20 protein-coding genes are annotated in these 24,282 nt (G+C 73.2%); 5 read left to right on the top strand and 15 right to left on the bottom strand.

Translation table 11 applies throughout. The annotated features are described in order from the left end of the window. The first annotated feature begins 42 nt into the window (after window positions 1-42). Both WHN02_RS16645 and WHN02_RS16640 read left to right on the top strand, forming a co-directional pair. Window positions 43-633, top strand: a complete 591-nt coding sequence (locus WHN02_RS16645) for a hypothetical protein (protein WP_434739662.1) — start codon at window positions 43-45, stop codon at window positions 631-633. Further along, a complete protein-coding gene (locus WHN02_RS16640; protein ID WP_434739661.1) occupies window positions 630-1,412 on the top strand; it encodes a DivIVA domain-containing protein in 783 nt (260 codons plus the stop codon). The genes WHN02_RS16645 and WHN02_RS16640 overlap by 4 nt, the downstream gene beginning before the upstream one ends. Window positions 1,413-1,440: 28 nt before the next feature. On the opposite strand, the gene WHN02_RS16635 is transcribed toward WHN02_RS16640, so the two are convergent. The 4 genes from WHN02_RS16635 to WHN02_RS16620 all read right to left on the bottom strand — a co-directional run bounded on the left by WHN02_RS16635 (window position 1,441) and on the right by WHN02_RS16620 (window position 5,704). Then, on the bottom strand, window positions 1,441-2,427 hold the full coding sequence (locus tag WHN02_RS16635; protein ID WP_434743975.1) for a LacI family DNA-binding transcriptional regulator: 987 nt from the start codon (window positions 2,425-2,427) through the stop codon (window positions 1,441-1,443). A gap of 98 nt (window positions 2,428-2,525) precedes the next feature. After that, the gene (locus WHN02_RS16630) at window positions 2,526-3,365 is read right to left on the bottom strand and encodes a carbohydrate ABC transporter permease (protein WP_350898302.1); all 840 of its coding nucleotides are present in this window, start codon (window positions 3,363-3,365) and stop codon (window positions 2,526-2,528) included. Further along, a complete protein-coding gene (locus tag WHN02_RS16625; RefSeq protein WP_434739660.1) occupies window positions 3,362-4,354 on the bottom strand; it encodes a carbohydrate ABC transporter permease in 993 nt (330 codons plus the stop codon). Before WHN02_RS16625 ends, WHN02_RS16630 begins: the two co-directional genes overlap by 4 nt. Before the next feature lie 57 nt (window positions 4,355-4,411). Then, a complete protein-coding gene (locus WHN02_RS16620; RefSeq protein WP_434739659.1) occupies window positions 4,412-5,704 on the bottom strand; it encodes an ABC transporter substrate-binding protein in 1,293 nt (430 codons plus the stop codon). A gap of 253 nt (window positions 5,705-5,957) precedes the next feature. Here WHN02_RS16620 and WHN02_RS16615 point away from each other — a divergent pair, with 253 nt between their 5' ends. After that, on the top strand, window positions 5,958-7,583 hold the full coding sequence (locus WHN02_RS16615) for a glycoside hydrolase family 43 protein (RefSeq protein WP_434739658.1): 1,626 nt from the start codon (window positions 5,958-5,960) through the stop codon (window positions 7,581-7,583). A gap of 16 nt (window positions 7,584-7,599) precedes the next feature. Here the strand turns inward: WHN02_RS16615 and WHN02_RS16610 are convergent, their stop codons facing one another. The 8 genes from WHN02_RS16610 to WHN02_RS16575 are packed head-to-tail and all read right to left on the bottom strand — an operon-like array spanning window position 7,600 to window position 20,164. Next, window positions 7,600-8,874 (bottom strand): M48 family metallopeptidase, encoded by a 1,275-nt coding sequence (locus WHN02_RS16610; RefSeq protein ID WP_434739657.1) that lies wholly within the window; start codon window positions 8,872-8,874, stop codon window positions 7,600-7,602. Between the two features lie 49 nt (window positions 8,875-8,923). After that, entirely contained in the window at window positions 8,924-11,191 is a 2,268-nt protein-coding gene (locus tag WHN02_RS16605) for a glycoside hydrolase family 3 N-terminal domain-containing protein (RefSeq protein ID WP_434743974.1), read from the bottom strand. Then, entirely contained in the window at window positions 11,109-13,031 is a 1,923-nt protein-coding gene (locus WHN02_RS16600) for a hypothetical protein (protein WP_434739656.1), read from the bottom strand. The genes WHN02_RS16605 and WHN02_RS16600 overlap by 83 nt, the downstream gene beginning before the upstream one ends. A gap of 4 nt (window positions 13,032-13,035) precedes the next feature. Further along, a complete protein-coding gene (locus WHN02_RS16595; protein ID WP_434739655.1) occupies window positions 13,036-14,487 on the bottom strand; it encodes a VWA domain-containing protein in 1,452 nt (483 codons plus the stop codon). A gap of 31 nt (window positions 14,488-14,518) precedes the next feature. Continuing rightward, window positions 14,519-16,747 (bottom strand): tetratricopeptide repeat protein, encoded by a 2,229-nt coding sequence (locus tag WHN02_RS16590; protein WP_434739654.1) that lies wholly within the window; start codon window positions 16,745-16,747, stop codon window positions 14,519-14,521. Then, the gene (locus WHN02_RS16585) at window positions 16,744-17,787 is read right to left on the bottom strand and encodes a hypothetical protein (protein ID WP_434739653.1); all 1,044 of its coding nucleotides are present in this window, start codon (window positions 17,785-17,787) and stop codon (window positions 16,744-16,746) included. Before WHN02_RS16585 ends, WHN02_RS16590 begins: the two co-directional genes overlap by 4 nt. An 11-nt stretch (window positions 17,788-17,798) precedes the next feature. After that, window positions 17,799-18,851, bottom strand: coding sequence for a transporter substrate-binding domain-containing protein (locus tag WHN02_RS16580; protein ID WP_434739652.1), 1,053 nt, complete (start codon window positions 18,849-18,851; stop codon window positions 17,799-17,801). Next, a complete protein-coding gene (locus WHN02_RS16575; protein WP_434739651.1) occupies window positions 18,848-20,164 on the bottom strand; it encodes a hypothetical protein in 1,317 nt (438 codons plus the stop codon). The genes WHN02_RS16580 and WHN02_RS16575 overlap by 4 nt, the downstream gene beginning before the upstream one ends. A 307-nt stretch (window positions 20,165-20,471) precedes the next feature. Between WHN02_RS16575 and WHN02_RS16570 the strand changes: the two genes are divergently transcribed. Further along, complete coding sequence (locus WHN02_RS16570) at window positions 20,472-21,686, top strand: S8 family peptidase (RefSeq protein ID WP_434739650.1); 1,215 nt, start codon at window positions 20,472-20,474, stop codon at window positions 21,684-21,686. A gap of 75 nt (window positions 21,687-21,761) precedes the next feature. On the opposite strand, the gene WHN02_RS16565 is transcribed toward WHN02_RS16570, so the two are convergent. Then, on the bottom strand, window positions 21,762-22,559 hold the full coding sequence (locus WHN02_RS16565; protein WP_434739649.1) for a S1 family peptidase: 798 nt from the start codon (window positions 22,557-22,559) through the stop codon (window positions 21,762-21,764). Window positions 22,560-22,855: 296 nt separating this feature from the next. Here WHN02_RS16565 and WHN02_RS16560 point away from each other — a divergent pair, with 296 nt between their 5' ends. Continuing rightward, complete coding sequence (locus tag WHN02_RS16560; RefSeq protein ID WP_434739648.1) at window positions 22,856-23,242, top strand: hypothetical protein; 387 nt, start codon at window positions 22,856-22,858, stop codon at window positions 23,240-23,242. An 83-nt stretch (window positions 23,243-23,325) separates the two neighbouring features. On the opposite strand, the gene WHN02_RS16555 is transcribed toward WHN02_RS16560, so the two are convergent. Beyond that, a complete protein-coding gene (locus WHN02_RS16555) occupies window positions 23,326-23,628 on the bottom strand; it encodes a GNAT family N-acetyltransferase (RefSeq protein ID WP_434739647.1) in 303 nt (100 codons plus the stop codon). Further along, window positions 23,625-24,275: a TetR/AcrR family transcriptional regulator gene (locus WHN02_RS16550; protein WP_434739646.1), complete on the bottom strand. Its 651-nt coding sequence runs from the start codon at window positions 24,273-24,275 to the stop codon at window positions 23,625-23,627. The genes WHN02_RS16555 and WHN02_RS16550 overlap by 4 nt, the downstream gene beginning before the upstream one ends. Between the last annotated feature and the right edge of the window lie 7 nt (window positions 24,276-24,282).

Here is a 24,282-nt window from a genome sequence, read left to right as displayed (position 1 = left end):
GCGGTCGGCACACGGTCAACTGCTCGTGCTGGGAGGTTCTTAGTGGGGGAATCGGACCGGGCCCTGGCCCGGGTTTTCTCGCCACCCTCGGTCGACCACCGGCCCGCCGTCCCGGCCGGGTTCGCCGAGTTCTACCGGGACCGGTACCGGGAACTGATCCGGGTCACCATGTACTTCGGGGCGGGCGAGGCCGACGCGCACGACGCGGTGGCCGCCGCGGCGGCCGAGGTGCTGACCCGATGGGATGAGATCAACAATCCCTACCAGTACGCCCGCACGGCGGCGATCAGCCACTTCGTGAAGAACCGGGCGAGGGCGTTGCGGTGGCCCGGCGGACCGGCCCCGCGCGACGGGCACCTGTCCGGGCTCGGACACTCGGACACCACAGCCGAGGACCGACAGTTCGTGATCATGCTCCTCGGCCAGCTCCCCCAGACCCAGCGGCAGGTCATGGCACTGACCATCGACGGGTACGGCACCGGCGAGATCGCCGACTACCTGGGCCAGTCCGGGGCCACGGTGCTCGCGGTCCGGCGGGAGGGCCGACGACGCCTGCGGGACCTGCTGGAGTCGGGCCGTCTGGAGAACCAGCGGGCCCTGCCCGGCCCCACCTCGACAGCGGAGGCGCAATGACCACCGAGGGTGACCCGGGCCGTACGCCGGCCGGTACCGGGGTGCTCGACGACGAGGCGATCGACGTGCTCGTCGACGCCATCACCGACGTCGAGGTCGACGCGCGGCTCCGGCAGGCCCTGCACACCGCCGGGTACGCCGACCCTGTCGACCCGCCCCCCCAGGTCGCCTACCGGATCGGGGCCCACGCCCGCCCCGATGCCGGGGAGACCACCGGCCCGGACGACGCCACCGTCGCCGAGCTGACCGCCGAGCTGGAGCGCCTGCGTCGGGAGAAGGCCGCCGCCGAACGGGCGCTCGGCCTCATCCACGGCAAACGCGACCAGCCCGACCCGCCCACCGACAGCGAGCAGCAGGCGCTCCAGATGCTCATGCTGGTGCGCCGGACCGCCGACGAGAACCTGGCCGAGGCCCGCCGGGAGGCCGACCGGCTCGTCACCACCGCCCGCCAGCAGGCCGAGGAGCTCGTCGAGGAGGCCCGGACCCGGGCCGAGACCCTGGACCGGGAGGCCCAGCAGCGGCACCGGGACGCCGAGGAGCAGTACCAGACCACCATGACCCAGCTGGTGACCGATCGGGACACCGTCCAGGCCCAGGTGGACAAGCTTCGGGGCTTCGAGCGGGAGTACCGGATCCGGCTGGAGGCGTACCTGGAGGGCCAGCTGCGCCATCTGCGGCAGGACGCCGAACCGAACCGCGACCCCGCACCTGCGGAGCAGTTCGCCGCACCCGGTTCCGCCGGCCCGGAGAGCCCCGCGCCGTACCCCGTCGGTTGGTGACCGCCGGCGGGGCGCCGCCCCCGCCGGCTCAGGCCGGGCGGGGGGCGGCGGCGCTGTCGCGGACGACGAGTTCGGTGGCCAGCTCCACCCGTGGGCTCTCGATCTTCTCCCCCTGGGCCAGGCGCAGGACCGTCCGCGCGGCCAGCATGCCCATCTCCGCCAGGGGCTGACGGACCGTGGTCAGCGGCGGCGAGCACCACCGCACCTCGGGCAGGTCGTCGAAGCCGACCACGCTGACGTCGTCGGGCACCCGCAACCCCCGCTTGCGGACCGCCTCGTAGACGCCCAACGCCATCTGGTCGCTGGAGGCGAAGATGGCGGTGGGCGGATCGGGCAGGGCGAGCAGTTGGGTGCCGGCGGTGTAGCCCGCCTCGTGGTAGAAGTTCCCCGGCCGGACCAGGCTGTCGTCGACCGGGACACCGGCGGCGTCGAGTGCGGCCCGGTAACCGTCCAGCCGGGCCCGGCTGCACATCAGCTGCGGCGGCCCGGCGATGAAGCCGATCCGCCGGTGCCCCAGGCCGAGCAGGTACTGGTTGGCCCGCAGGCTGCCCGCCCAGTTGGTGGCACCGATGGTGGGGGCCTCCTGCGGGGCCACCCCGGCGGGGTCGACGATGACCACCGGCAGGTTGAGTCGACGCAGCTCCGCCTGCAACGGAGGCTCCACCATCGAGGTCACGAAGATGACCCCCTCGCTGGAACGTGCCCGGATGTTGTCCAGCCACTGCCGGGCGGCGGAGGCCTGCCGGTGGATGGCCGAGACCACGGTCCCGACGCCACCGGCGTGGGCCACGTCCTCCACCCCCCGGATGATCTCCACAGCCCATGGACTGTCCAGGTCGTTGAAGACCAGGTCGACCAGGGCGGGACTGGCCCGCCGGCTCGGCGACCGGCGGCGGTACCCGTGCCGGTTGAGCAGTTCCTCGACCCGTTCCCGGGTCTGCGCGGCCACATCCGAGCGCCCGTTGACCACCCGGGAGACAGTGGGCACGGAGACACCGGCCAGGCGCGCGATCATCGCGATGGTGACGTTCCGGCTGTTGTCGGAGCCCACGGCCCGTCCTTTCGTTCCCGGCTTGCGCCACGATCGCCGAAGGCTACCGCAGCGAGGACGAATCAACCCTTGACGCTGCCCGCCAAGCCCCCGATGAGCTGGCGTTCGGCAACCGTGTAGAAGGCCAGGGCGGGCACCATCGACAGCACCACGTAGGCGAGCACCCGGGCGGTGTCGTCGGCGTACTGGCCCTGGAAGGCCTGCACCCCGAGTGGGAGGGTCCACCAGCTCTGGTCGTAGAACACCACGAGCGGGAGCATGAAGTTGTTCCAACTGGCCACGATGGCCAGAACCGACACCGTGGCCAGGGCCGGCCGCGCCATCGGCAGCAGGATCCGCCAGAAGAAGCCGAACGGACCGCACCCGTCGAGGGTCGCGGCCTCCTCGACCTCACCGGGGATGGTCCGGAAGAACTGCCGCAGGATGATGATGGTGATCGGCAGTCCGAAGGCCGCCTGGGGCAGGATCACCCCGAGCGGGTTGTCCAGCAGCCCCATCCGGCGCAGCAGGACGAACAGCGGCAGGATCGCCACCGCGAACGGGAACATCAACCCGACCGCGAAGAGGGTGACCAGCAGTTCCCGGCCCCGGAAGGCGTACCGGGCGAAGACGAAGGCGGCCATCGCCGCGGCACCGACCACGATCACCGTACTGCTGACGGCGATGACGAGGCTGTTGCCCAACTGCCGCCAGAACGTGCCGGAGCCGAGGATGCCCGTGTAGTTCTCCGGGACCCAGGGGTCGGGCAGCCCCAGCGGATTGGTGAACAGCTGTCCGTTGTCCTTGAACCCGCCCATCACCCCGAACCACACGGGTACGACGATGAGCGCGCCCACGGCGATGCAGACCAGGTGCAGGACGAGGTGCGAAGAGCGCCGCCCGACCGGCGTCGTACGCGTCATCGGTTGCCTCCTTGGACGGTGAGCGCGCCCTCGGTGTCCCGGCGCATCACCAGGCGTTGGTAGGCGAGCGCGAAGACGAGGCTGATCAGGAACATGATGATGCTGATGGCGCTGGCGTAGCCGACCTCGAAGCGGCGGAAGCCGTACTGGAACATGGTCACCGCCATGGTCTCCGAGGCGTGGATCGGCCCACCCCCGGTGAGGACCCAGACCATGTCGAACAGCTGGATGGTGCCGATCACCGAGAGGAAGGTGGCGATCCGGATCGTCGGCCCGAGCAACGGCAGGGTGATGTGGCGGAACGCCTGCCAGGCCCCGGCTCCGTCGGTGAGCGCGGCTTCGGTCAGCTCCTTCGGGATGCCCTGTCGGGCGGCCAGGAACAGGATCATGTAGAGGCCGAAGTACTTCCAGGAGACGACGAGGAAGACGCCGTACAGGACGGTGCCCGGGTCGGCGAAGATCGCCCCGGCCTCGGCACCGAACCATCCGGAGATCACCTCACCCAGCCCCCGGTTGGGGGAGAACACCAGGGTGAACAGGACAGCCGTGGTGACCTCGGACAGGACGTACGGGGCGAAGAAGATCACCCGGTACACGGCCCGTCCGCGCAGCGGCTGGTTGAGCAGCATGGCCAGGCCCAGCGCGGCCGGCAGCTGGACGACCAGCGAGAGCACGATCAGGACGAGTGCCCGCCACAGGTCGCCCCGGAAGACCGGGTCGGCGAAGGCACGGGTGTAGTTGTCCAGGCCGATGAAGTCGGTCGGCAGGTTCAGGCCGTTCCACTTGAACAGGCTGGCGTAGCCGGCCACCAGGATCGGGGCGAGGACCAGCAGCAGGAACAGCAGCAGGGCCGGGGTGAGGAAGACCGCCAGGGCGGTGCGGCGGCCCGGCCGGTGCCGGGCCGCGCGCCGTCGGGGACCTCCCGACGGCGCGGGTTCCGTGGGCGGGTGGCCGCGCCGCGGGCCCGACAGGGTCGACAGCCTGGTCATGCCTGCTCCATCCGGGTCTCGCGGCGGGCTCGGGGGTGGACTGCGGTGGCCATCTGCCTACTGGCTCTTCGCCACCGAGGTGATGTCCTTGACGATCTGCGCGGCCGTCTTGGTACCGGCGATCAGCTCGGCCACACTGTCGTTGACCTGCTGGCCGACCGCCGGTGGGTACGCCTGGTCGAGGTAGAGCTGGAATCCGGTGGCACCGGCCAGGTTCTCCGCGACGGTCTTGTTGTTCGGGTCGGTGATCGCCGAGGCGGCCTCGGTCACCGTGGGCAGGACCGCGCCGGTCTGCGCGGCCGTCCGCTGGTTGTCGGCGCTGAGCAGGAACTTCAGGAAGTCGACGGTGGCGGCGGGGGCGTCCTTGCCGACGGAGAAACCGTTGCCGCCGCCGAACGCCTCGGTCGCCGAACCCTTGCCGCCGTCCACCGTCGGGAACGGGAAGAAGCCGAGCTTGTCGCCGAGGCCCTCCTTGCTGGTGGAGCTGGAGGCCTGCACCGACGGGGCCCACTGACCCATCAGCTCCATCGCCGCCTGCCCGTTGCCCACCGTGGCGGCCTGCCCGTCCGGGGAGCTGTACTCGGCGCCGAGGAACCCCCGCTGGAACGGTTGGAGGTCGACGAGTTCCTTGAGTCGGTCCCCGGCGGCGACGAAGTCCGGGGTGTCGAAGTTCTTGTCGTCGGCGGCCTGCTGGAGGGCACCGAGCCCGCCGATCCGCATCGCCAGGTAGGCCCAATAGTAGTGGGCGGGCCACTTGTCCTTGCCCGCCAGGGCGATCGGCACGGTGCCGGCTGCCTTGAGCTTGCCGACTGCCTCGACGAGACCGGCCCAGCTGGTCGGGGGCGCGGTGACACCGGCGGCGGCGAGGAGGTCCTTGTTGTACCAGAACCCGACCATGCCCAGGTCGAACGGGATGCCGTAGATCCGGTCGTCGATCGTGTACGGCAGCAGGGAGGCCGGGACCAGGCCCCCGACCAGGGACGCGACGTCGTCGGTGAGGTCCTTGACCAGGCCCGCCTCGACCTGCTGACGGAGCACCCCGCCGCCCCAGGACTGGAACAGGTCCGGTGGTGAACCGGCCTGGGTGGCGGTGGTGAGCCGGGCCTTGAAGGCCTCGTTCTCCAGCGGCTGGACCTCGATGGTGACGTTCGGGTGGGTGTCGCGGTACGTCTGGGCCATCGCCGCCCAGACCGGCAGCATCGGCTCGGTGTTCTGGATGTGCCACCAGTTGATCGACTGGGGGCCGTCGGGGTCGCTGGGCCCGTCGTCGCCACAGCCGCTGAGCAGGTAGGCGCCGGTACCGGCGCCGACGAGGCCGAGCAGCGTTCTGCGGGTGAGGTGCGCTGTCATGATCCATCCCTTCGGGGACACACGAGGTGCTCGGTTGCCGGCCTGGCCGGCAGGAGTGGTCACACGTGGAACAGCGAAACTTTCGGTGCTTCTTCGGTATTACCGATTGATGGCCGGCACGCTACGAGAAAGAATATGCACCGGTCAAGAGTCTGTCCTATCACGACGTGAACGGCTAGCGTGTTCATGGGTCGCGCTTCTCGCGGTCGAGTGATCCGAAAGTTTGCCGAAAGACCGCAGCAGAGGAGCCGACATGTCGACCGAGACCACCGACGTGGCGACCGCTGCCCGGGTCATCCACAATCCCGTCCTCACCGGATTCCACCCGGACCCGTCGATCCTGCGGGTCGGCACCGACTACTACCTGGCCACCTCCACCTTCGAGTGGTATCCGGGGGTCCGTCTGCACCACTCCCGGGACCTCGTGCACTGGCGGGCGCTGGGCGGGATCGTCACCGAACGCCGCCTGCTCGACCTGCGTGGCTGCGGTGACTCCAACGGGGTGTGGGCACCCGACCTGACCTGGCACGACGGGGAGTTCCACCTGGTCTACAGCGACGTGGCGAGCTTCACCGGCGGCTACTGGGATCCGCAGAACTTCCTGGTCACCGCCACCGACGTCGCCGGCCCCTGGTCCGACCCGGTGAAGCTGCACGGGCACGGCTTCGACGCCTCGCTCTTCCACGACGACGACGGGTCCACCTGGCTGTTGAGCCTCAGCGCAGACTGGCGGCCCGGCCGGGACCGGTTCGGCGGCATCGAGATCCAGCGGTACGACCGGGCCGCGAAGTCCCTGGTCGGCCGCGCCCGGCCGCTGTTCACCGGCACCTCGGTCGGGCTCACCGAGGGTCCCCACCTCTACCGTCACGACGGGTGGTACTGGCTGGTCACCGCCGAAGGGGGGACGAGCTGGGAGCACCAGGTGACAGTGGCCCGTTCCCGCGAGCTGTTCGGACCGTACGAGGTGGACCCGGCCGGGCCGCTGCTCACCTCGGTCGGCCGTCCGGAGCTGCGGTTGCAGAAGGCCGGGCACGGCAGCCTGGTCCAGACCCCGGGCGGGGACTGGTTCCTCGCCCACCTGGCCGCCCGCCCCTACACCCCACTGGGCAACTGCGTCCTCGGGCGGGAGACGGCGATCCAACGCGTCCAGTGGCCCGCCGGGGGCTGGCCCCGCATCCCCGACGGGGTGCCGGCGGACGAGGTCGACGCCCCCGACCTGCCCGACCACCCGTGGCCGACCGAACCCGACGTCGACCACTTCGACACCGGGCAGCTCTCCCCGGCCTGGTCGACGTTGCGCCGGCCGGCCGCCCCGGACTGGCTGGACCTGCGCGCCCGCCCCTCGCACCTGCGGATCCACGGCGGCCAGTCACCGGTCGGGCGGCAGACCCCCAGCCTGGTCGCCCGTCGGGTCGGGGCGACGCACTGTTCACTGGAGACGGTCGTCGATTTCGACCCGCTCGACCACCGCCAGTTGGCCGGGATCACCGCCTACTACAACACCCGGAACTGGCATCACCTCTACCTGACCCGGGCCGACGACGGACGTCGGGTCCTGGAGCTGCTCAGCTGCGACAGCGGGCGACGCACCGCCCACCCCGAGCTGACAGTCGACGCCGACGGCGGTGGGCCGGTCGGGCTGCGGGCGACCTTCGACGGTCCGGTGGTCCGCTTCGGCTACCGCCTCACCGACGGTTGGCAGGAGCTACCGGTGGCGGCGGACGCCACCATCCTCTCCGACGAACACGCCGCACTGATCGTCGACGGGGAGCCCGCCGCGTGGGGGTTCACCGGGGCGTTCCTCGGGCTCTGGGTGCAGGACCTCGGTGGCGACGGCGGCCACGCCGACTTCGACCTGGCCGCGTACCGGGAACGCTGACCGGGTCGTCCGGGCGTCACCCGCCCAGCACGATGTCCCGGACCGTCCGGTCGTAGTGCCGCTTCAACTCGCCGTCGATCCGTTCCACCCTCGCCTCGGTGACGACCACCCGGGGAGCATGCCGGGCCCGGGCGGTCAACATCCGGTGCCGCAGGCCCGCCGGGGGGTGCGAGGCGAACAGGGAGGTCTCCTCGCGCAGGGAGAGTTGACGCAGCAGCGCCAGCCGGTCGGCGGCCGAGGCGAGCGACACGTCCACCTCCGCCCGCCACCGCTGCGGACCGCCCCCGTCGCGCGCCACCCGGCGGACCGTCCGCAGGACGGACTCCCCGTGCAGGGTCACGTCCAGCACCCGGGTGGCGGCGTCGGTACCCCCGCTGCGGGCCGCCATCTCGTCGGCCAGGTACTCGGCCCGCTGGCTGTCCCGCAGGGCTGTCGCCACCAACACCAGGTGCGCGCCGAACAGCACCCGGGACACCGTCCAGGACACCGACCGGCCCACCGCCTCACCGATCATCGCCACCAGGCCGCCGCCGGAGGTCCCGGCGGAGGGGCGCATCAGGTCGGCCGCGTTGCCCAGCATCGTCAGCGCCGGCTGGACGACCAGGATCCGACGGACGTCACCGTTGACGAAGTGCCCCAGTTCGTGGCCGAGCAGGGCCACCCGGGACGGCCCGTCCAGGCTGCCCCAGAGCGGCAACCCCAGCGCCAACACCCGACGGCGACGCAGGCCGACCGAGGTCGCGTACGCGTTGAAGGTGTCGTCGACCCCGATGACGTGCGGAACCGGCGCGCCGATCGCCTCCGCCACCTCCGCCACCAGGGCGTGCAGCTCCGGAGCCCGGTCCCGGTCGAGGACCTCCAGGTCTGGGTCGACCCGACCGAACCGGGGCCGCAGCGCCACCGCCAGGCCGATCATGATCACGCCGAGGAGGATCGCCAGGTTCGGGAACGGGTACGCGAACAGCAGCCACACCCCCGTCCCGCCCAACGCCAACACGCCGACGGTGAGCAGCAACGACGCCACGGCGGTGACCCACCCGGCCGGGCCGAACCCGGCAGCGTCGAGTTCCCGGTCGACGAGGGTCGCGTACTGCTTCCCGGTGAGCCCCCGGGCCAGCCGGTAGGTGCGCCGGTCGACCCAGGACCATCCGAACTCCGGTTGCCGGACGGCCGGGTCGAAGGCGTCGAGGTTCCACTCGCAGGCCGCGCACCAGGGCAGGGCCTCGCGCAGGGACACGGTGGGCCTGTCGCACCGGGGGCAGCGGTCCTCGTCGTCACGGGAGACGTTCACGGACGCTGATCTTGCATCGTCCCGGCCCGGTTCGACATGGGCCGATCGGTCACCTCCGCCCGACGGCGTCCTCCCCCGCCGTCGGGACGACGGTGAACGTGGCCCGCAACAACACCTCGTCACGCGAGGACGGGCCGACCAGGAGGTCGAAACTCCCCGGCTCCACGACGCGCTCACCCCGGGCGTCCACTATGGTGCAGTCGGCGACCGGGACCTCGACGAGCACCGTCGCGGTCTCCCCCGCCGCCAGCTCCACCTGGCGGAACGCCTTCAGCTCCTTCTCCGCCCAGCTGACCGAGGTCACCGTGTCGCTGACGTAGACCTGGACGGTCTCCCGCGTCGGGCGACCACCGGTGTTGTGGACCGTCACCTCGGCCCGGACGGTGTCGGCCGGCCCCAGGTCGGTGGAGACGATCCGCAGGTCGGAGTAGTCGACGGTGGTGTACGACAGCCCCTCACCGAAGACGAACGCCGGACGCTGGGTCAGGTCGGCGTACCGGGTGCCGTGCTGGCCCCGGATCTGGTTGTAGTACGTGGGCTGCTGGCCGACGTGGCGGGCGAACGAGACGGGCAGCCGACCTGTCGGCTCGACGAGGCCGAGGATCACCTCGGCGATCGCCCGTCCGCCCTGCATCCCCGGATTCGCCACCCAGAGCAGGGCGGCGGCGTCCGATGCCGACGCCGGGAGCACCAGCGGCTTGGAGGCCAGCAGGACCACGATCGTCGGGGTGCCGGTCGCCGCGAGGGCGTCCAGCAGAGCGACCTGCCCGCCGACGAGTTCCAGGGTGGCGGTGGACCGCCCCTCGCCGACCAGTTCGATCCGGTCACCCACGACCGCCACCACGTAGTCGGCGGCCTCGGCGGCGGCCACCGCATCGGCGATCGTCGCCGGGTCCGGCGCGCACGGCACCACCACCTGCGGCCGGGGCTGGCCGTCGGGGAAGAACTCCCCCTCCGGGTCGGGGGCCAGGGTGAGGATGTCGGCGCCGGGCGCGTGGGTCACCGACCACTGCGGCGGGGCGTACGCCCGCACCCCGTCGAGGACCGTGACGATCAGTTCCCGGGGCTGGCCGTCGGGCAGCCAACCCGCCTGACCGGAGGAGCCCGCCCAGTCACCGAGCTGGGTCTGGGCGTCGTCGGCGAGGGGACCGACGACTGCGATCCGCCGGGCCGGCCGGTCGTCGGCCCGACCCCGACCGGAGTCGTCCGCGACGCACCCACCGGCGAGGGGCAGGACCCCGTCGTTGCGGAGCAGGACCAGTGACCGGCGGGCCACGTCGAGGTTGAGGGCGGTGTGGTCGGGGTGCCCGATCACGATCCGCTGACGCTCCGGGTCCGGGCGGCGGGGATCCTCGAACAGCCCCAGTTCGACCTTGAGGGTGAGGATGTTGGTGACGGCGGCGTCGAGGTCGCCCTCGGCGAGCAGACCCCTGTCGATCGCGTCCAGGGCACCCGCGAAGAACTCGGGGGTGGTCATGATCATGTCGTTTCCGGCCCGGACCGCAGCGGCGGCGGCATGGGCGTGGTCGGGTTGGACCCGCTGCTCCCAGACCATCCGACCGACGTTGTCCCAGTCGGTGACGAGCATCCCGGTGTAGCCCCACTCGCCCCGCAGGACGTCGTTGAGCAGCCAGTCGTTGACGGTGATCGGCACCCCGTCGGTCGTCTGGTACCCGAGCATGAAGGTCCGGCACCCCTGTCGGGCCACCCGCTCGAACGGCGGGAGGAACCAGGAGCGCAGCTTGCGCCGGGAGATGTCGGCCTCGCTGGCGTCCCGCCCGCCCTGGGTCTCCGAGTAGCCGGCGAAGTGCTTCGCGGTGGCCAGGATCGCCGTCGGGTCGCCGAGCCCGTCGCTCTGGTAGCCCCGCACCATCGCCGAGGCCAGCTCACCGATCAGGAAGGGGTCCTCGCCGAAGGTCTCGTCGACCCGACCCCAGCGCAGGTCCCGGGCGATGCACAACACGGGCGAGAAGGTCCAGTGCACGCCGGTCGGCGCGACCTCCACCGCCGTCGTACGGGCCACCCGCTCGACGAGCTCCGGCTGCCAGGTGGCGGCCATCCCGAGCTGGGTGGGGAAGATCGTCGCACCGGGGAAGAACGAGTGCCCGTGGATGCAGTCCTCCCCCACCAACAGCGGGATCCGCAGCCGGGTCCGGGCCGTCAGGTCGTGCGCCTCGACCAGCCGCTGCGGGGAGGTGTGCAGGATGGAGCCGACGTGCCGGTTCAGGACGTGGTCAGCCAGGTCCCCGTGCGCGTCGAGCTGCATCATCTGCCCGACCTTCTCCGGCCGGGTCATCCGCCCCAGCAGGTCGGCCACCCGCTCGGCGACGGGGCGGCCGGGATCGAGATAGGACGGATCGGGGCTCATGACCCTCGATCCTAGCCACCTCACCGCCAGGATGCCGACGGGCCGCGAAGAACAGGGCCGCCGCCCGACGGACCGTCGTCGGCCGGGCCGGATCCACCGCGATCGCGCGGAGCAGGTCCCGGTCGGCCCGGACCGCGGCCAGTGTGACCAGCAGGGCGTGACACTCCCCCGCCACGTCGCGCACCTCCGACGACGCCCCCGCCCCGACCCCGGCCCGCCCGGGCTCCCGCCCGTCGGCAGCGGGCCGGGACCGGTCGGCCGCGCCGTGGACGAGCAGCGCCGCGAACACGTCCGCCCGGACGACCTGGTCCACGACACCCCCCGCCACGAGGTAGTGCCCGGCGGCTATCGCTCCGGCCGGATCCTGCCCGAGCCCCCGGAGCAACTCCGGTGACAGGTCCCCCCGGGACCACGCGTGCAACCCGAGTCCCCGCCCGGAGGTACTGGTCATCGCGGCGATCCACACATCCTGACGCCAGTCGCGGGCCAGCGGCCCCGCCGCCAGGTACTCCACCGGACCGGGCCAGGTCGGGGCCAGCCGGCCCCCGGCGTCGGCGGGCCCCGTCTCCACCGGGGAGAACAGGCCCGTGGCGAGCAGGATCAACCGGACGTGCCGGGGCCAGTCCGGCAACACCCGTTGGGGGGCGAGGGGGGCACGCTCGGCCGCCCAGGCGACCACCGCCGCCACCGGATCGCCCCCGGTCGAGGCCGCCGTCGCCGCCACCTCGACGAGATCGGTGTGCCGCCCCGAGAGCCAGTCGGCCACCGGCCCGCCCCGGGGCGCACGGCGCAGCGCGTCGACAGCCGTGTCCGCGCTGGGTCTGCCCGCGTCCAGCAGCGCCCCCACGAACCGGTCCAGCAACCCCGACGGGTCACCCGGCGGGGCGTCCCCCGGCGGACCGGTCTCCCAGACGACAGCCGCCACGGTGGCGGTGAGCGGATTACGCAGGGCGACGGTGGCCCGCTCGGCTTCGGCCCAGGTCAGGAACTGCTCGGCGACGGTCGGTGTGAACCACAGGTGGGCGAAGCGGCGCACGTCGGCCGCCTCGAACGGCACCAGGTGGTACGCCTCGAACCCCCGACCCAGGACCGCCAACTCCGCCTCGGGAAGCTGCCGGGTCGTCACCAGCAGCCGCCACGGGACGTCCCCCGCGTCCGGGGTGGCCAGCGCGGCGAGCCGGTTGAGCACCTGGGCACGTTCGTCCGGGTCGGCGATAGCGTCGACGCCGTCCACGCCGACCAGCCACCGCCGCCCGGGCACCGGTGCCCGGGTGAAGTCCACCCCCGACTGCGGGTACGCCTCGGCGAGCGCCGCCGCCAGCGACCGCCCCACCAACGCGTACGCCGGGACCGTCACCGCCACCGGTGCCCCGCCGGGCGTACGGCGCGACCTGCCCCGGGCCGCGAGCCACCCGCCGGCCGATGTGGCGCACGCCTGCCGCAGCAGCGCCGACTTCCCGCTGCCCGGTTCCCCGATGACCAGCACGTGTCCCGTCGTCGGGTCGGTGACCAGGGAGTCGGTGGCGACTGCGGACGCCGCCGGGGCGGACCGGCGTACCACCCGGCGGGTGACGTACACCTCGGACAGGGGGCGGAGGTACCCGCCCGCGAACCGGTACGGGTGTCCGAGGGCGTCGTCCTGCTGGGCCAGCCACACCTGTGCCATCCCGGCCCACCAGCCGCGCTCGGTCCGGTGCCGCAGGTGCCGGGCGACCCCCAGACCGGCGGTGGTCAACGCCAGCACGCCGGTGACCACACTGGCCACCGGGTCGAGCACGTCCCAGATCACGCGCTCACCCGGACCGGTCGACCGTCGAGGTGTGGTGTCGCCCGCACCCCTCGCAGTACGGATGGGTCCGCAGTTCCCCGCAGTGCTCCCACGGCTCCACCCGGGGCTCGGGTGCGGGCGACGGGTCGGCCACGGCTCCCGCCCCACCCCCCGACACCCAGGACGACGTCTGCGGCGCGTACGCCATCGAGTACTGCCACCGGCGCAGGTCGGCGTCGGCGCGCAGCCGGACCCGGCCGGACTCCGGGTCGAGGATCTCGGCGACCCGGGCGAGGTGCCGCAGCTTGTCCTCGTGGCCCCCGGCGTGGGCGATGGCCACGGCCCGCCCCAGGTGCTGCTCGGCCTCGGTCAGCCGCCCGGCCCGGGTCGCCTCCAACGCGGACCTGACCTGGTCGGCGTACCCCTCCTGGTGGGTGTAGTGGGCGACGGTCTCGTGCACCCGGGAGAACAGCTCCAGCTCCTCGCTCCACTCCACGTCCACGGGGAGTTCGGGCGGGTCGGACTCCCCGTCGGCGGGCACCCCCAGCCAGGCGACCCGACGGCGGGAACCCGAGGACATCGCGTCGACCTCCAGGGCGATCTGGTAGTCACGCCGGTCGGCGGGACCCCACGCGCCGATCGGGTAGTCGGTGGTGTGGTCCCCGACCGTCACCCCCCTGGCGGTCAGGTCGACGATGGTCGGGTAGACCTGCTTGACGAACCGCACCCGGGCCAGGCCACCGGTGCGTACCCGCAGGCGGGCGGCACCGGACCGGTGTGCGAGCGCCCGACCCAGCACCGCCGCGAACTCGTCGGCGAGCCCGGTCAGGTCCTCCACCGGCACGACGGGGTTGGCACCGAGCGCACCGGCGATGCCCAGCAGTTCCGGGCCGTCCCAGTCGTGGACCCCGTCGGCCGAGCCGATCGCCCGACAGTCGACTGTGAACCGTCCGGTGCAGGCCCGTACCGCCGCCCGCAGGTCGGAGGCGCGCTGACTCTCGTTGCGGCCGTCGGTGAGCAGGATCGCGTGCCCGATCGCGTCCGCCCTGGTGCCCAGCAGGTCCCGGGCGAGCAGTAACCACTCGCCGATGGCGGTGCCGCCGTGCGGCGCCACCCGTCCCACCGCCCGTCTGGCCGCAGCCCGGGTGCTCTCGTCGGCCCGGGCCAGGGTCCGCCGGCCCGGATAGATCATCTGGGCCTGGCTGGTGCCCTCCACCACGGCGAAGGCGACCCCGTCGGGGAGCGCGTCGATCGCCGCGAGGGTGGCGGTCCGGGCTGCCCGCATCTTGGCCTGGGGTGCCCCCATCGACCCGGAGCAGTCGAGCAGGAGCACCTCGGCGAGGCCGTCGTGGCGGGGGGCGGGCCCGTCGGCGGCGGCGCGGACGGCGGCGACGACGTCCACCGTCCCGCCCTCGGTCGGCAGGTACTCACTGTGGTACGCGTTCAGGTCGAGCCGCAGGCCGTCCGCTTCGGTCACGGGGCCCCCTTCCTCGGGTCGCAGTGGCCGGTCACCACCAGGTCACCGGCCGGGTGGCGTTGGCGAGGTCCACGAGCGCGATCCGCTCCGCCCGGTCGGCGGTGGCGGCGGCCAGCCGACGGCACGCCCGCTCGAAGGCCCGGCGCAGGTCGCGTTCGTCCAGTCGGTGGCCGAACAGGTGCCGGCCGGTGTTCCGCCCGTCGCGCAGGTCGCCGTCGAGCGCCACCCGCAGCAGGTACGCCTCGACGAGGTCCCGCTCGGCGAACGGGGGCAGCTTTTCCACGACGGCGGCGGCGTCGAGGGCCGCGGTGAGCCGACGGCCGTCGTCGTCGGGTGCCTCCAGCAGCATCCGGGCCGCGCAGGTCACCGCCGCCGCCGAGGCGCGGGCCGACTCCGGCATGGTCAGCAGGGCGGCGGCGGCGCTGCGCGGATCCTCGGCCACCCGCAGGCACCGGGCCAGCCCGAAGGCCGCCGCGACGACCCCCTGGTCGGTCTGCCACACCCCCCGGTAGTGGTCGGCGGCACCGGCGTGGTCACCGTCGGCCTCCACCGCGACCGCGTATCCAAGCCGGGCGGAGACCTCCCCGGGCAGCCAACCGTAGACCCGCCCGAACCACTCCCGGGCGGCGGCCGTGTCGCCCTGCACCGACGCCACGAGTCCCCGGTGCCACCACAGGGACCAGTCCCGCAGCCCGTCCGGGAACCCGGCGAGCAGGGCACCGGCCTCGGCGTCCCGGCCGGCGGCCAGGTACGCCCGAACCGTCCGGTAGGTGACCTGCGCGGTGTGCTCCGGGGCGGCCTCCAGCAGCCTGATCAGTTCGGCCGGTTCGGCGGGACCCAGTGAGGCGAGGAAACCGGCCGCCGGGTCGTCGCCGTCGACCAGCGGGGTGGGCAGACCGAGGGCCACCTCGACGGGGTCGCTCGTGGCCTCGGTGTGCAGGGCGAAGGCGCACGCCGCCGGGCTGAACAGCCGGGACCGGCCGGGTCGGGACAGACCGTCGACGGCCGAGCGGACCTGACGGCGTACCCCCCGGGCCTGTTCGCGCATCTCGGCGGCGGAGCCGAACCGTTCCTGCGGGTCGGCGGCGGTGGCCCTGGCCAGCAGCCGGGCGAACGGGTCCAGCCGGGCGGGCAGGGACAGCCGCAGCAGGTCGTGCCCCTCGGGGAGGGGACGGACGTCGGCGGAGTGGACCACCAGGGTCAACGCCGCGAGGGTACGACCCACCGTGTAGACGTCCGAACGGACGCTCGGGCCGGCCGGTCCGAGCCGCTGCACCTCGGGGGCCTCGAACCCGGCGGTCCCCCAGGGCGGGCTGACGGTGTTGTCGATCCGCCGGGCCGCACCGAAGTCGACGAGCTTCACCGGGCTGTCCGAGGCGTACCCCCCGACCAGCATGACGTTCTCGGGCTTCAGGTCACAGTAGAGCCAGCCCTGGTCGTGCAGGTACTCGAAGGCGTCGAGGATCTGGTCGGCGTACCCGAGGGCCTGCGCCACGTCGACGGCGGCCGGCCCGCCGTCGGGTCCGATTCCGTGTCGGGCGTCCTCCAGGGTGCCGCCGTTGACGTACTCCATCACCAGGTAGCCGACGCCGGTGTCGTCGGGACGCAGGGCGTGAGTGATGGTGACGATGCGCGGGTGGCTGAGCGCGATCAGCGCATGACGTTCGGCGGCGAACGCGGCGGCGGCCTCCCGGTCGGCCGGGTTGCGTTGTCCCTTGAGGACCCGCCAGCTGCCGTCCATGTCCTCGTCGCGGGCGAGAAAGACCCACCCGACCCCGCCGTGGCCCAGGCACCCCTCGATCCGGTATCGACCGGCGCGCACGTCACCCTTGTGTAGCGGCGGGGTGAAGGAGTACGGGGTGCCGCAGTGCGGGCAGTACGCCGCGACCCGGGACACCTTGCGCTGACAGGTGGTCTGCGGGCAGTACCGGGCGTGCTCGGGCACCACCGGCCGGGACTGCACCGCCGACAGCGGGTCGCGGGCCGGGGCGGGGGGAACCACCACCGGTTCCTCCCACGGTCGGTGTCGGGGGAACGGATCCCGCGGCGGCACCCGGAGCGACCGGCCGCCGGTCGGCGCGGATCCGACCCGGGCGGACTGCTCGGGGCGGGCCCACTGCGGCGGGTCCGCCGCTGCGGGAACCGACGGGGACGCAGCCGGTTCCCCGGTGCAGGGGTGGCCCCAGAGACGACAGACGCCGTCCTGGTCCACCGCCCCGGGGCAGTTGCGTTCCGCGCAGGCGCGTGGCTGTCGCGTCATCGGGTCACCTCGTTCACTGCCTGCTGGTAGGCCCGGACCGCACGGCTCGCGGCGGTCACCGTGAAACCGTCGGGACTCAGGCCCGCACGTGCCTGCCGGTAGCTGTCCTCCAGGTCCGGGTGCTCGGCCAGGCCCTCGTCGGCGGCCCGCTGCCGGTACGCCTCCAGCCGCCCCCGCAGCTCCCGGTGGCACCGACCCCGTAACCGGCGGCGGACCGCGTCCACCTCGTCGGCGGCCCGGTGCAGGTCGTCCACCAGGTCGGTGTCGGGGCCGCCCCCGGCCGGTGCCGCGGCGGCGCGGGCGAGCAGGTCGTCGACGTCGTCCGGTGCGGCGTCGGCGCCGCCCGGCCCGCTCGAAGGGTCGGGGCCGGCCAACCCCTCGGCGACCGCCTCGGCGGCCAGGTGACGCAGTCGCTGCACCGACGAACGCAGCCGCCCGGTGGCCGCCGCCAGGCCCGGATCGGGGCCGGAGCGCGGGATCAGGTCACGTTCCAGCGCCGCCAGGCCCTCCCGCCACAGGCCCGGGCGGGCGCACCCCACCGGGTCCGCGGCCGCCTCCCGGGTCAGGGCGGCCAACCGATCGGCGGGTACGGCACCCGGCTGCCCCGGATCGGCCGAGGCCCGCCGGAGCCGGTCGAGGTCCGCCTCGACGAACCGGACCGCCGTCCGGTACGCGTCCACCAGCTGGCAGATCGCCGCCCGGTGTCGGCGGGCGGCCTCGACCGCCTCGTCGAGGGCGAGCCGCTGGACGTGGACCGGTTCCCCGGTGGCGGAGGTGAACGTGACCTCGATCGGGTCGGTGAGCAGCCCGGCCAGTCGGGCGTCGTCCGGGCCGGGGTCGTCGTCGAACGGGTCCAGGGCCAACGACAGGCATCCCAGCCGGTGCAGCTCCTCCTCGGCCTCCCGCGCCGTCTCGGCGGTGGCCCCGGTCAGCGGGTGCCGGAGTTCCCGGCCGACGAGGGCCTGCATGTCGAGCAGCCACTCGGTGACCCACGCGTACGCCGCCCGGACCGCGTCGAGGCGTACGCCGTCAGCGCCCACGCCCGGCCCCCTCAGTCGGGCGGCCACGACGAGACCGGCTCACCGGGGGTGGGTCTGCCCCGGTCCGGATGGTCGTCGAGCCACCTGTCGTGCGCCTCCTGCCACACCGTCGCCCCTGCGGGCGAGGAGAGGACGTGGTTGACGAACCGGACCAGGTCCTCGTTTCCGGGGGCGAAGGCGAACGAGTGCGGCTCGTCGGTGAACCACGTGCACGGACGGTCCTTGCCGTGGTAGGAGCAGAACCGGGCGTTGTCCGGCGGCGGCTCGGTCACCAGCATCGTGTCGGGGGCCATCCGGGTGAAGCCGAGCAGGATGTTCTCGTCGGTGCTGACCGCGTCGACCTGCCCCTGCCGCAGCATCACCAGACAGTCGACCGCGTGGGCGGCCTGCACCGGCACCAGGGTTCGGCCCTGGGCGGTCCGGTAACCGGTCACCGCGGCCAGCGAGGTCGTCCGGGCGGCCGCACAGACCCGACGACCTCCCAGGTGTTCCATCCCCGGGTACTGCGGTCGGCCGTCGACCCTGCGTACCAGGGCCGTCTGCCCGGAGTCGAGGTAGTCGGCGGAGAAGACCACCTGACGGGCACGGGCACAGGTCGCCGTCAGCGAGGTGGCGATCATGTCGATCTGGCCGGAGGTGAGCATCTCGAACCCGCCCTGGCCGGGCGGCACCACTGTGAAACTGATCCGGTCGTCGGGGTCCCGCTCGCCCGGCCACAGCGCGGCGGCCACGGCCCGTACCAGGTCGATGTTGAAGCCCTGGAAGGTCTGACGCTGGGCGTCCCAGTGGCTCATCGTGGCGTCGGAGGGGTCGACGCCGACGACCAACCGACCCCGGCTGATCACCGGTCGCCGGTCGCTCGGGGCGAAGCTACGCCGGACCGTGCAGATGTCGTTGGCGGGCGCCCCGGTCGCGGCGACCTCCCGGACCCCGTCGGGGACGGCGGGCGGCGCGGCGGTCGGTACGGCCTCGGCGGTGCAGGCCGGGAGCCCGAGGAGCAGGACGGCGATGAGGGCCGCCCCCGACACCCGACGCCTGCTGCGCTGTGCCCCACCGCGGTTCACCGGTACTCCGCCAGTCGCTGTCGCAACCCGAGGACGACACCGGCACCGGTGAGCAGCACGAGCCACGCGGCGGTCCCGCCCAGTGGTCGCGGGGCGTCGGGCAACCGGGCGACCGCCGCCGTCACCGCCCGGTCCCCCTCGTCGAGGTCACCGGTGAGTGCGGTGGCCGCCGCGGTGAAGGAGGCGCCCGCCGGCCCCTCGTCCAGCACGGTGTCCACCGCCCGTCCGAAGGCGTCACGCTCCTGGCTCTGCCGGGCCGTCCACACCGCGTCGAGGGTGCCGCAGTCGAACCGGGTCCCCGGGCCGACGTCGCAGAGCCCCCTGTCGACGAAGTCCGCCCGGTGGCCCGCCGGGTCCACGCTGGCCCCGAGCGCCAGGTAGACGTCGGCGCGTCCGGCGAGCAGCCGGCCGAGTCGCTGCTGGGTGTCGCTCTGCGCGGCGACCGCCTCCTCCAACGCCGGGAACCGGGCGGTGGCGCTCGGCCAGTGCCACCACCCGGCCACGGCCAGGCCGAGCACGGCCACGATGCCCGCCGATGCCACCAGCAGACCGGCGTTGAACCGGCGACGGGTACGCCGCCACAGCCACCACTGCACCGCGACCACGACCGCGAGCGCGACCAGCGGTGTCACGATCGACGCCACCGCCCACCATCCGGCGTCGGCGCGGGCCTGCCGCAGCAGCCGGGTGTCGTAGTCCCACAACTCCTGTGCCTGGGTGAGCAACCTGCTGGCCAGGTAGTGGGAGGCCTCCCGGGCGTACGCGGCGGCGAGCACCCCCCGGGCGGCCGGGTCGCCGCCACCCTCGGTGATGGCCAGGGCGTCGGCGACGACCCGTTGGTACACCTGGAACCGGGCCGCGATCGTGGCCAGTCGAGCCAGCCGGTCCGGGTCGTCGACCGCCGCCCCCATCGAGGCGTTCAGCGCGTGTTCCACCCCGTGCACCCGGCTCCGGTAGCCGGCCTTCAACGTGGCGGACCGCTGGTCGCCGGGGGGTAGCAGGAACACGGCGCTGGCGGCGACGTCGGCGTCGGCGAGCCCGACGTAGATCTGTCGGGCGCTGGTGCTGGTGCGGGCCGCCGCCGAGGCGGAGCGTTCCCCGAGCGTGGCCGCCGGGGTGTCGGCCCGCAGTGCGACCACCGCGGTGGCGACGAGCAGCACGACGAGGACGGCACCGTTGACGACGATCCGCACCGGGGTGCCGCCCCGTGCCGGTCCGTGTCGGGCCCTGGTGCCGGCGCGGTCGGACCGGGCTCCGGTGCCGGTCAGGGCCGCCGTGGACCGGCCGCCGTCGGCAGTGGTCGTTGTCTGCACAGACGTTGCACCCCCGTTCGCCCCCGCAGGCCGTCACCGGGGCGGCGGCGAGCCACCCGTCGACGAATGTGCTTGGCTGGCGATCGAGGCCATGGTCGCAGAGAGGCCACCCGATTTCGCAGCTCAAGTCCGGTATCCGACCGAACTTTACATCGACAGTCGTCGTCTGATCCGTTTGGCGACCCCGAATACCGACAGCTACCACGCATTCACAGGCTTCACTACACTCGGTGGCGGTCCCACCGTCCGGCCAATCAGGAGGGCTGCCGGTGCCCTGCGCCCGGCCCGCCCCCGGCGAGGAGCAGAGATGACCAGTCCCCGTGTCCGAGGTCGACAGATCGTGGCCGCCCTGGCCGGCGCGTTGAGCGTCGCCGTCGCGGCCGGCGCCCCGGCCGACGCCGCCCGGCCGGCCGAAGGGGTCGTCCGGTACGCCGACGCCGTGGACGCCGCACCCGGCAGCTATCTGGTGACACTGCGGGAGGCTCCGGCGGGCGGCGCCGCCGAGGTCGGCCGGTTCGCCGACCGGGTGCGGGACCGCTTCGGCGGCACGGTCGGTCCGGTCTGGGGCACCGTCGGCACCGGATTCGAGGTACGCCTTCCGGAGCGGGCCGCCCGCCGCCTCGCCGCCGACCCGGCGGTGGCGTCGGTGGAACAGAACCGGAGGGTGTCGCTGGCCGCCGCCGGGGTGCAGATCAACCCGCCGTCGTGGGGGCTGGACCGCATCGACCAGCGCAACCTTCCGCTCGACGGCCGGTACGCGTACCCGAACACCGCACCCAACGTGCACGTGTACGTCGTCGACACCGGGATCCGGGCCACCCATGCCGACCTCGCGGGCCGGGTCACCGGCGGGATCGACCTGGTCGACTCGGCGCTGCCCGCCGACGACTGCAACGGCCACGGCACCCACCTGGCCGGCACAGTCGGCGGCACCCGGCACGGGGTGGCCAAGCAGGTGCAGCTGCACCCCGTCCGGGTGCTCAACTGCGCCGGCTCCGGGACCGTGGCGACGGTGATCGCCGGCATCGACTGGATCACCGCGAACGCGGTCCGCCCCGCAGTGGTGCAGCTGGCGATCGGCGGTCCGGCCAACTCGGCGCTGGACGCTGCGGTGACCGCCTCGACGAGCCGGGGGATCACGTACGTCACCACCGGCGGCAGCTCCAACACCAACGCGTGCAACTCGTCACCGGGGCGGGTTCCGGCCGCGTTGACAGTGGTGGGCACCTCGACCACCGACGCCCGACTGCCCAGCGGCAACCACGGCAGCTGCATCGACCTGTACGCCCCGGGGGCGAACATCACCTCGACCTGGCACACCGGGGACACCGCCACCGCCGCCCTCAGCGGCGGGTCGACAGCCTCGGCGCACGTGACAGGCTGTGCCGCGCTGGCCCTGTCCGGCAACCCGCTCTGGACGCCGGCCCAGGTCGCCGCCCACCTGATCGGACGGTCGACCACCGGGATCGTCACCGGCGTGGCCTCCGGCACCCCGAACCGCCTGCTCTACTGCGGTCCCTGACGCACCCCCGGATGCCGACGACGACAGGGGCCGGAGGTCGGGTTCCCGACCTCCGGCCCCTGTCGGTCGAACGGGTCAGCCGCCCAGGCTCGCGGCGGCCGAGGCGATCGCCGGGGCGAAGGCGCTCACCTGCGTGTAGACGCCCGGGTAGTTGGCCCGGGCGCAGCCCCGACCCCAGCTGACGATGCCGACCTGGATCCATCCGTTCGCGGCGTCCCGACGGAACATGGGGCCACCGGAGTCGCCCTGGCAGGTGTCGGTCCCACCGGCCGGGTAGCCGGCGCAGATCTCCTCGGCCGGGATGAACTCGTTGCCGTACGAGGTGCGACAGCTCGCGTCGGTGACGAACGGGACGTTCGCCTTGAGCAGGTAACGCTGCTGGGCGCCCCGCTCCCGGGTGGCACCCCAACCGGCCACCGTGAACGTGCCGCTGTCGTAGGCGGTGGTGGTGGCGATGGGAAGGGTCGCCAGGGAGGTGACCGGCGTGGCGAGCCGGATCAGCGCCCAGTCCTTGCCGTTGCCGTTGTAGCCGGGTGCCCGGTAGACGTAGTTGGAGCGGACCTGGATCCGGCTGCCGGACTGGAGGTCGACCACGCCGAGGGTGGCGGTGATGCTGGTGTTGGTGCCGGTGGCACCGACGCAGTGGGCGGCGGTGAGGACCAGTCGGGCGCTGTAGAGCGATCCGCCGCAGCCCATCGAGAGCCGGACCATGAAGGGGAACTCGCCCTGAACGGCCGGTGTGCCGCCGACGACGAAGGGGGTGACGTCGTCGGTGGGACCGGCGGCGGCCGGGGCTGCGACGACGAAGGATCCTACGGTCACCGCGACCAACGCGGCGGCCGTCCGGCCGATGAGTCTGCGCCAACGGGTCACTGGGCCTCCCAAGCCTCGGCGGCGCATCTCACGAGAGCGCCGTTGATGGCCGGAGCCTAGAAATATCGACCGACCTCCATCAACATCCTGGTCTGGTCATACGACGCCTCCGGCGACCGTCCGTCATCCCCCGCCGAGTGTCGCCATGATCGACCTGCTCGGCCCTCTCCGGGCCCGACGGTGCCCACTAGGCTCGATCCCCGTACCGCTCCCACCGGGGCGTGGCCGTCCGGTGTCGACACCGGACGCCGGGCCGGACGTGACCGGGGGCGCGACGGCGACCAGGAGGAACGATCGTGGTGATTGCGGGTGCCCCACAGGGCGCGCCGACAGTGGCGACACCGACCCGCCGATCCGGCACGGCCGCCACGATCGGGGCCGTGCTGGCGGTCGTGGTGCTGATCCTGCTGGCCGTGGCCGTGGCGGGGGTGGCGATGTTCCTGCCGATGGCCATCGCCAACTGCGGGATCAACGACACCGACGACCTGCTGGCCTGCAACGTCGCGGGGCAACTGGTGCTGCTCGGGGCCCCCTTCGGCGGAGCGGTGCTCGGCCCGGTGGTGGCCCTGGCCGGGTTCCTGCCGTTCCTGCGACGCTGGCGGGGGCTGCTCGTCGGCGCCGGTTACCTGATCGTGCTCGGCGGCCTGGGCCTGGCCTTCCTCGTCGCCTTCGGCGGCTTCTAGGGTCGCGCCGACGGGTCGCGCCGACGCGGGCCGTCCGGGTCACCCGGGCTCGGCACCGGCAGGCCGCGCGGGCGGCCGGTCGACTATCTGACCTTGCGGGTCGAGCGGACGACCAGGTCGTCGTACTCCCGGTGCCGGTCGAGCCACCCGCTGAGGAAGGGGCAGATCGGCACCACGGTCCGCCGCCTGGCCCGGGCGTCGTCCATCACCGCGCGGGCCAGCGCCGACCCCACCCCCTGACCCTCGAACTCCGGGGTGACCTTGGTGTGGGTGTAGGCGATGATCGCGCCGGTGAGCTGGTAGGTGACGATGCCGGCCGTCTCCCCCGCCTCGGTCCGGGCCTCGAACCGCTCCCGCTCGGGCACGTCGGTCACCGCGAAACTCATCCCCCCATCAAACCACGCGCCTGCGCCGCCGACCGGCCCGGCGACGTCGGGGGGTACGCCCGGCGCAGCCTGGTCACCATGCGGGCGACGATCCGTCGGACGTCCTCCTCGTCGAGGGGGTCCGCCGCGTAGGCGTCGGTGAGGGCGAGACCGTTGAGCATCGCGGTGATGGCGGTGGTCTCCAACCGGATGTCGTCCTCGTCGGCACCGGTGCCGACCAGTGCGACCCGGACGAGGTCGGCGATGATCCGTTCGGCGGCGGCCTGGGTGTGCAGGATGTCGGCGCGCAGGTGCGGCACCGTCCGGGCCCGCATGAGGTATTCCAGGTAGGCGACGTTCTCCCGGTGCGGGACCCGGCCGGGGGCCGAGCACACCAGCAGCGCGCCGATGGTGTCGAGCGGGTCCGCGCCGCGTTCCGCCATCGGGTCGGCGACCCGCTCCCGGCTGCGGGACACGACGACCGAGAAGGTGAACGCCAGCACCTCGTCGAAGTCGGCGAAGAAGTGGCGGATGCTGCCGATGGCCAGACCGGTGCGCTGGGCGATTCGACCGAGCGTCACCGACTGGATCCCACGGTCGAGGATCTCGTCGAGGACGGCCTCGGCGACCAGGGATCGACGCTGGTCGGGATCTACGTGTTTGGGCACCCCCCAG

This window comes from Micromonospora sp. SH-82 (genome assembly GCF_051132485.1).
GTDB lineage: Bacteria > Actinomycetota > Actinomycetes > Mycobacteriales > Micromonosporaceae > Micromonospora.
Note: the sequence above shows the minus strand (reverse complement) of the source record. Positions and strands in the feature narration are given on the sequence as shown.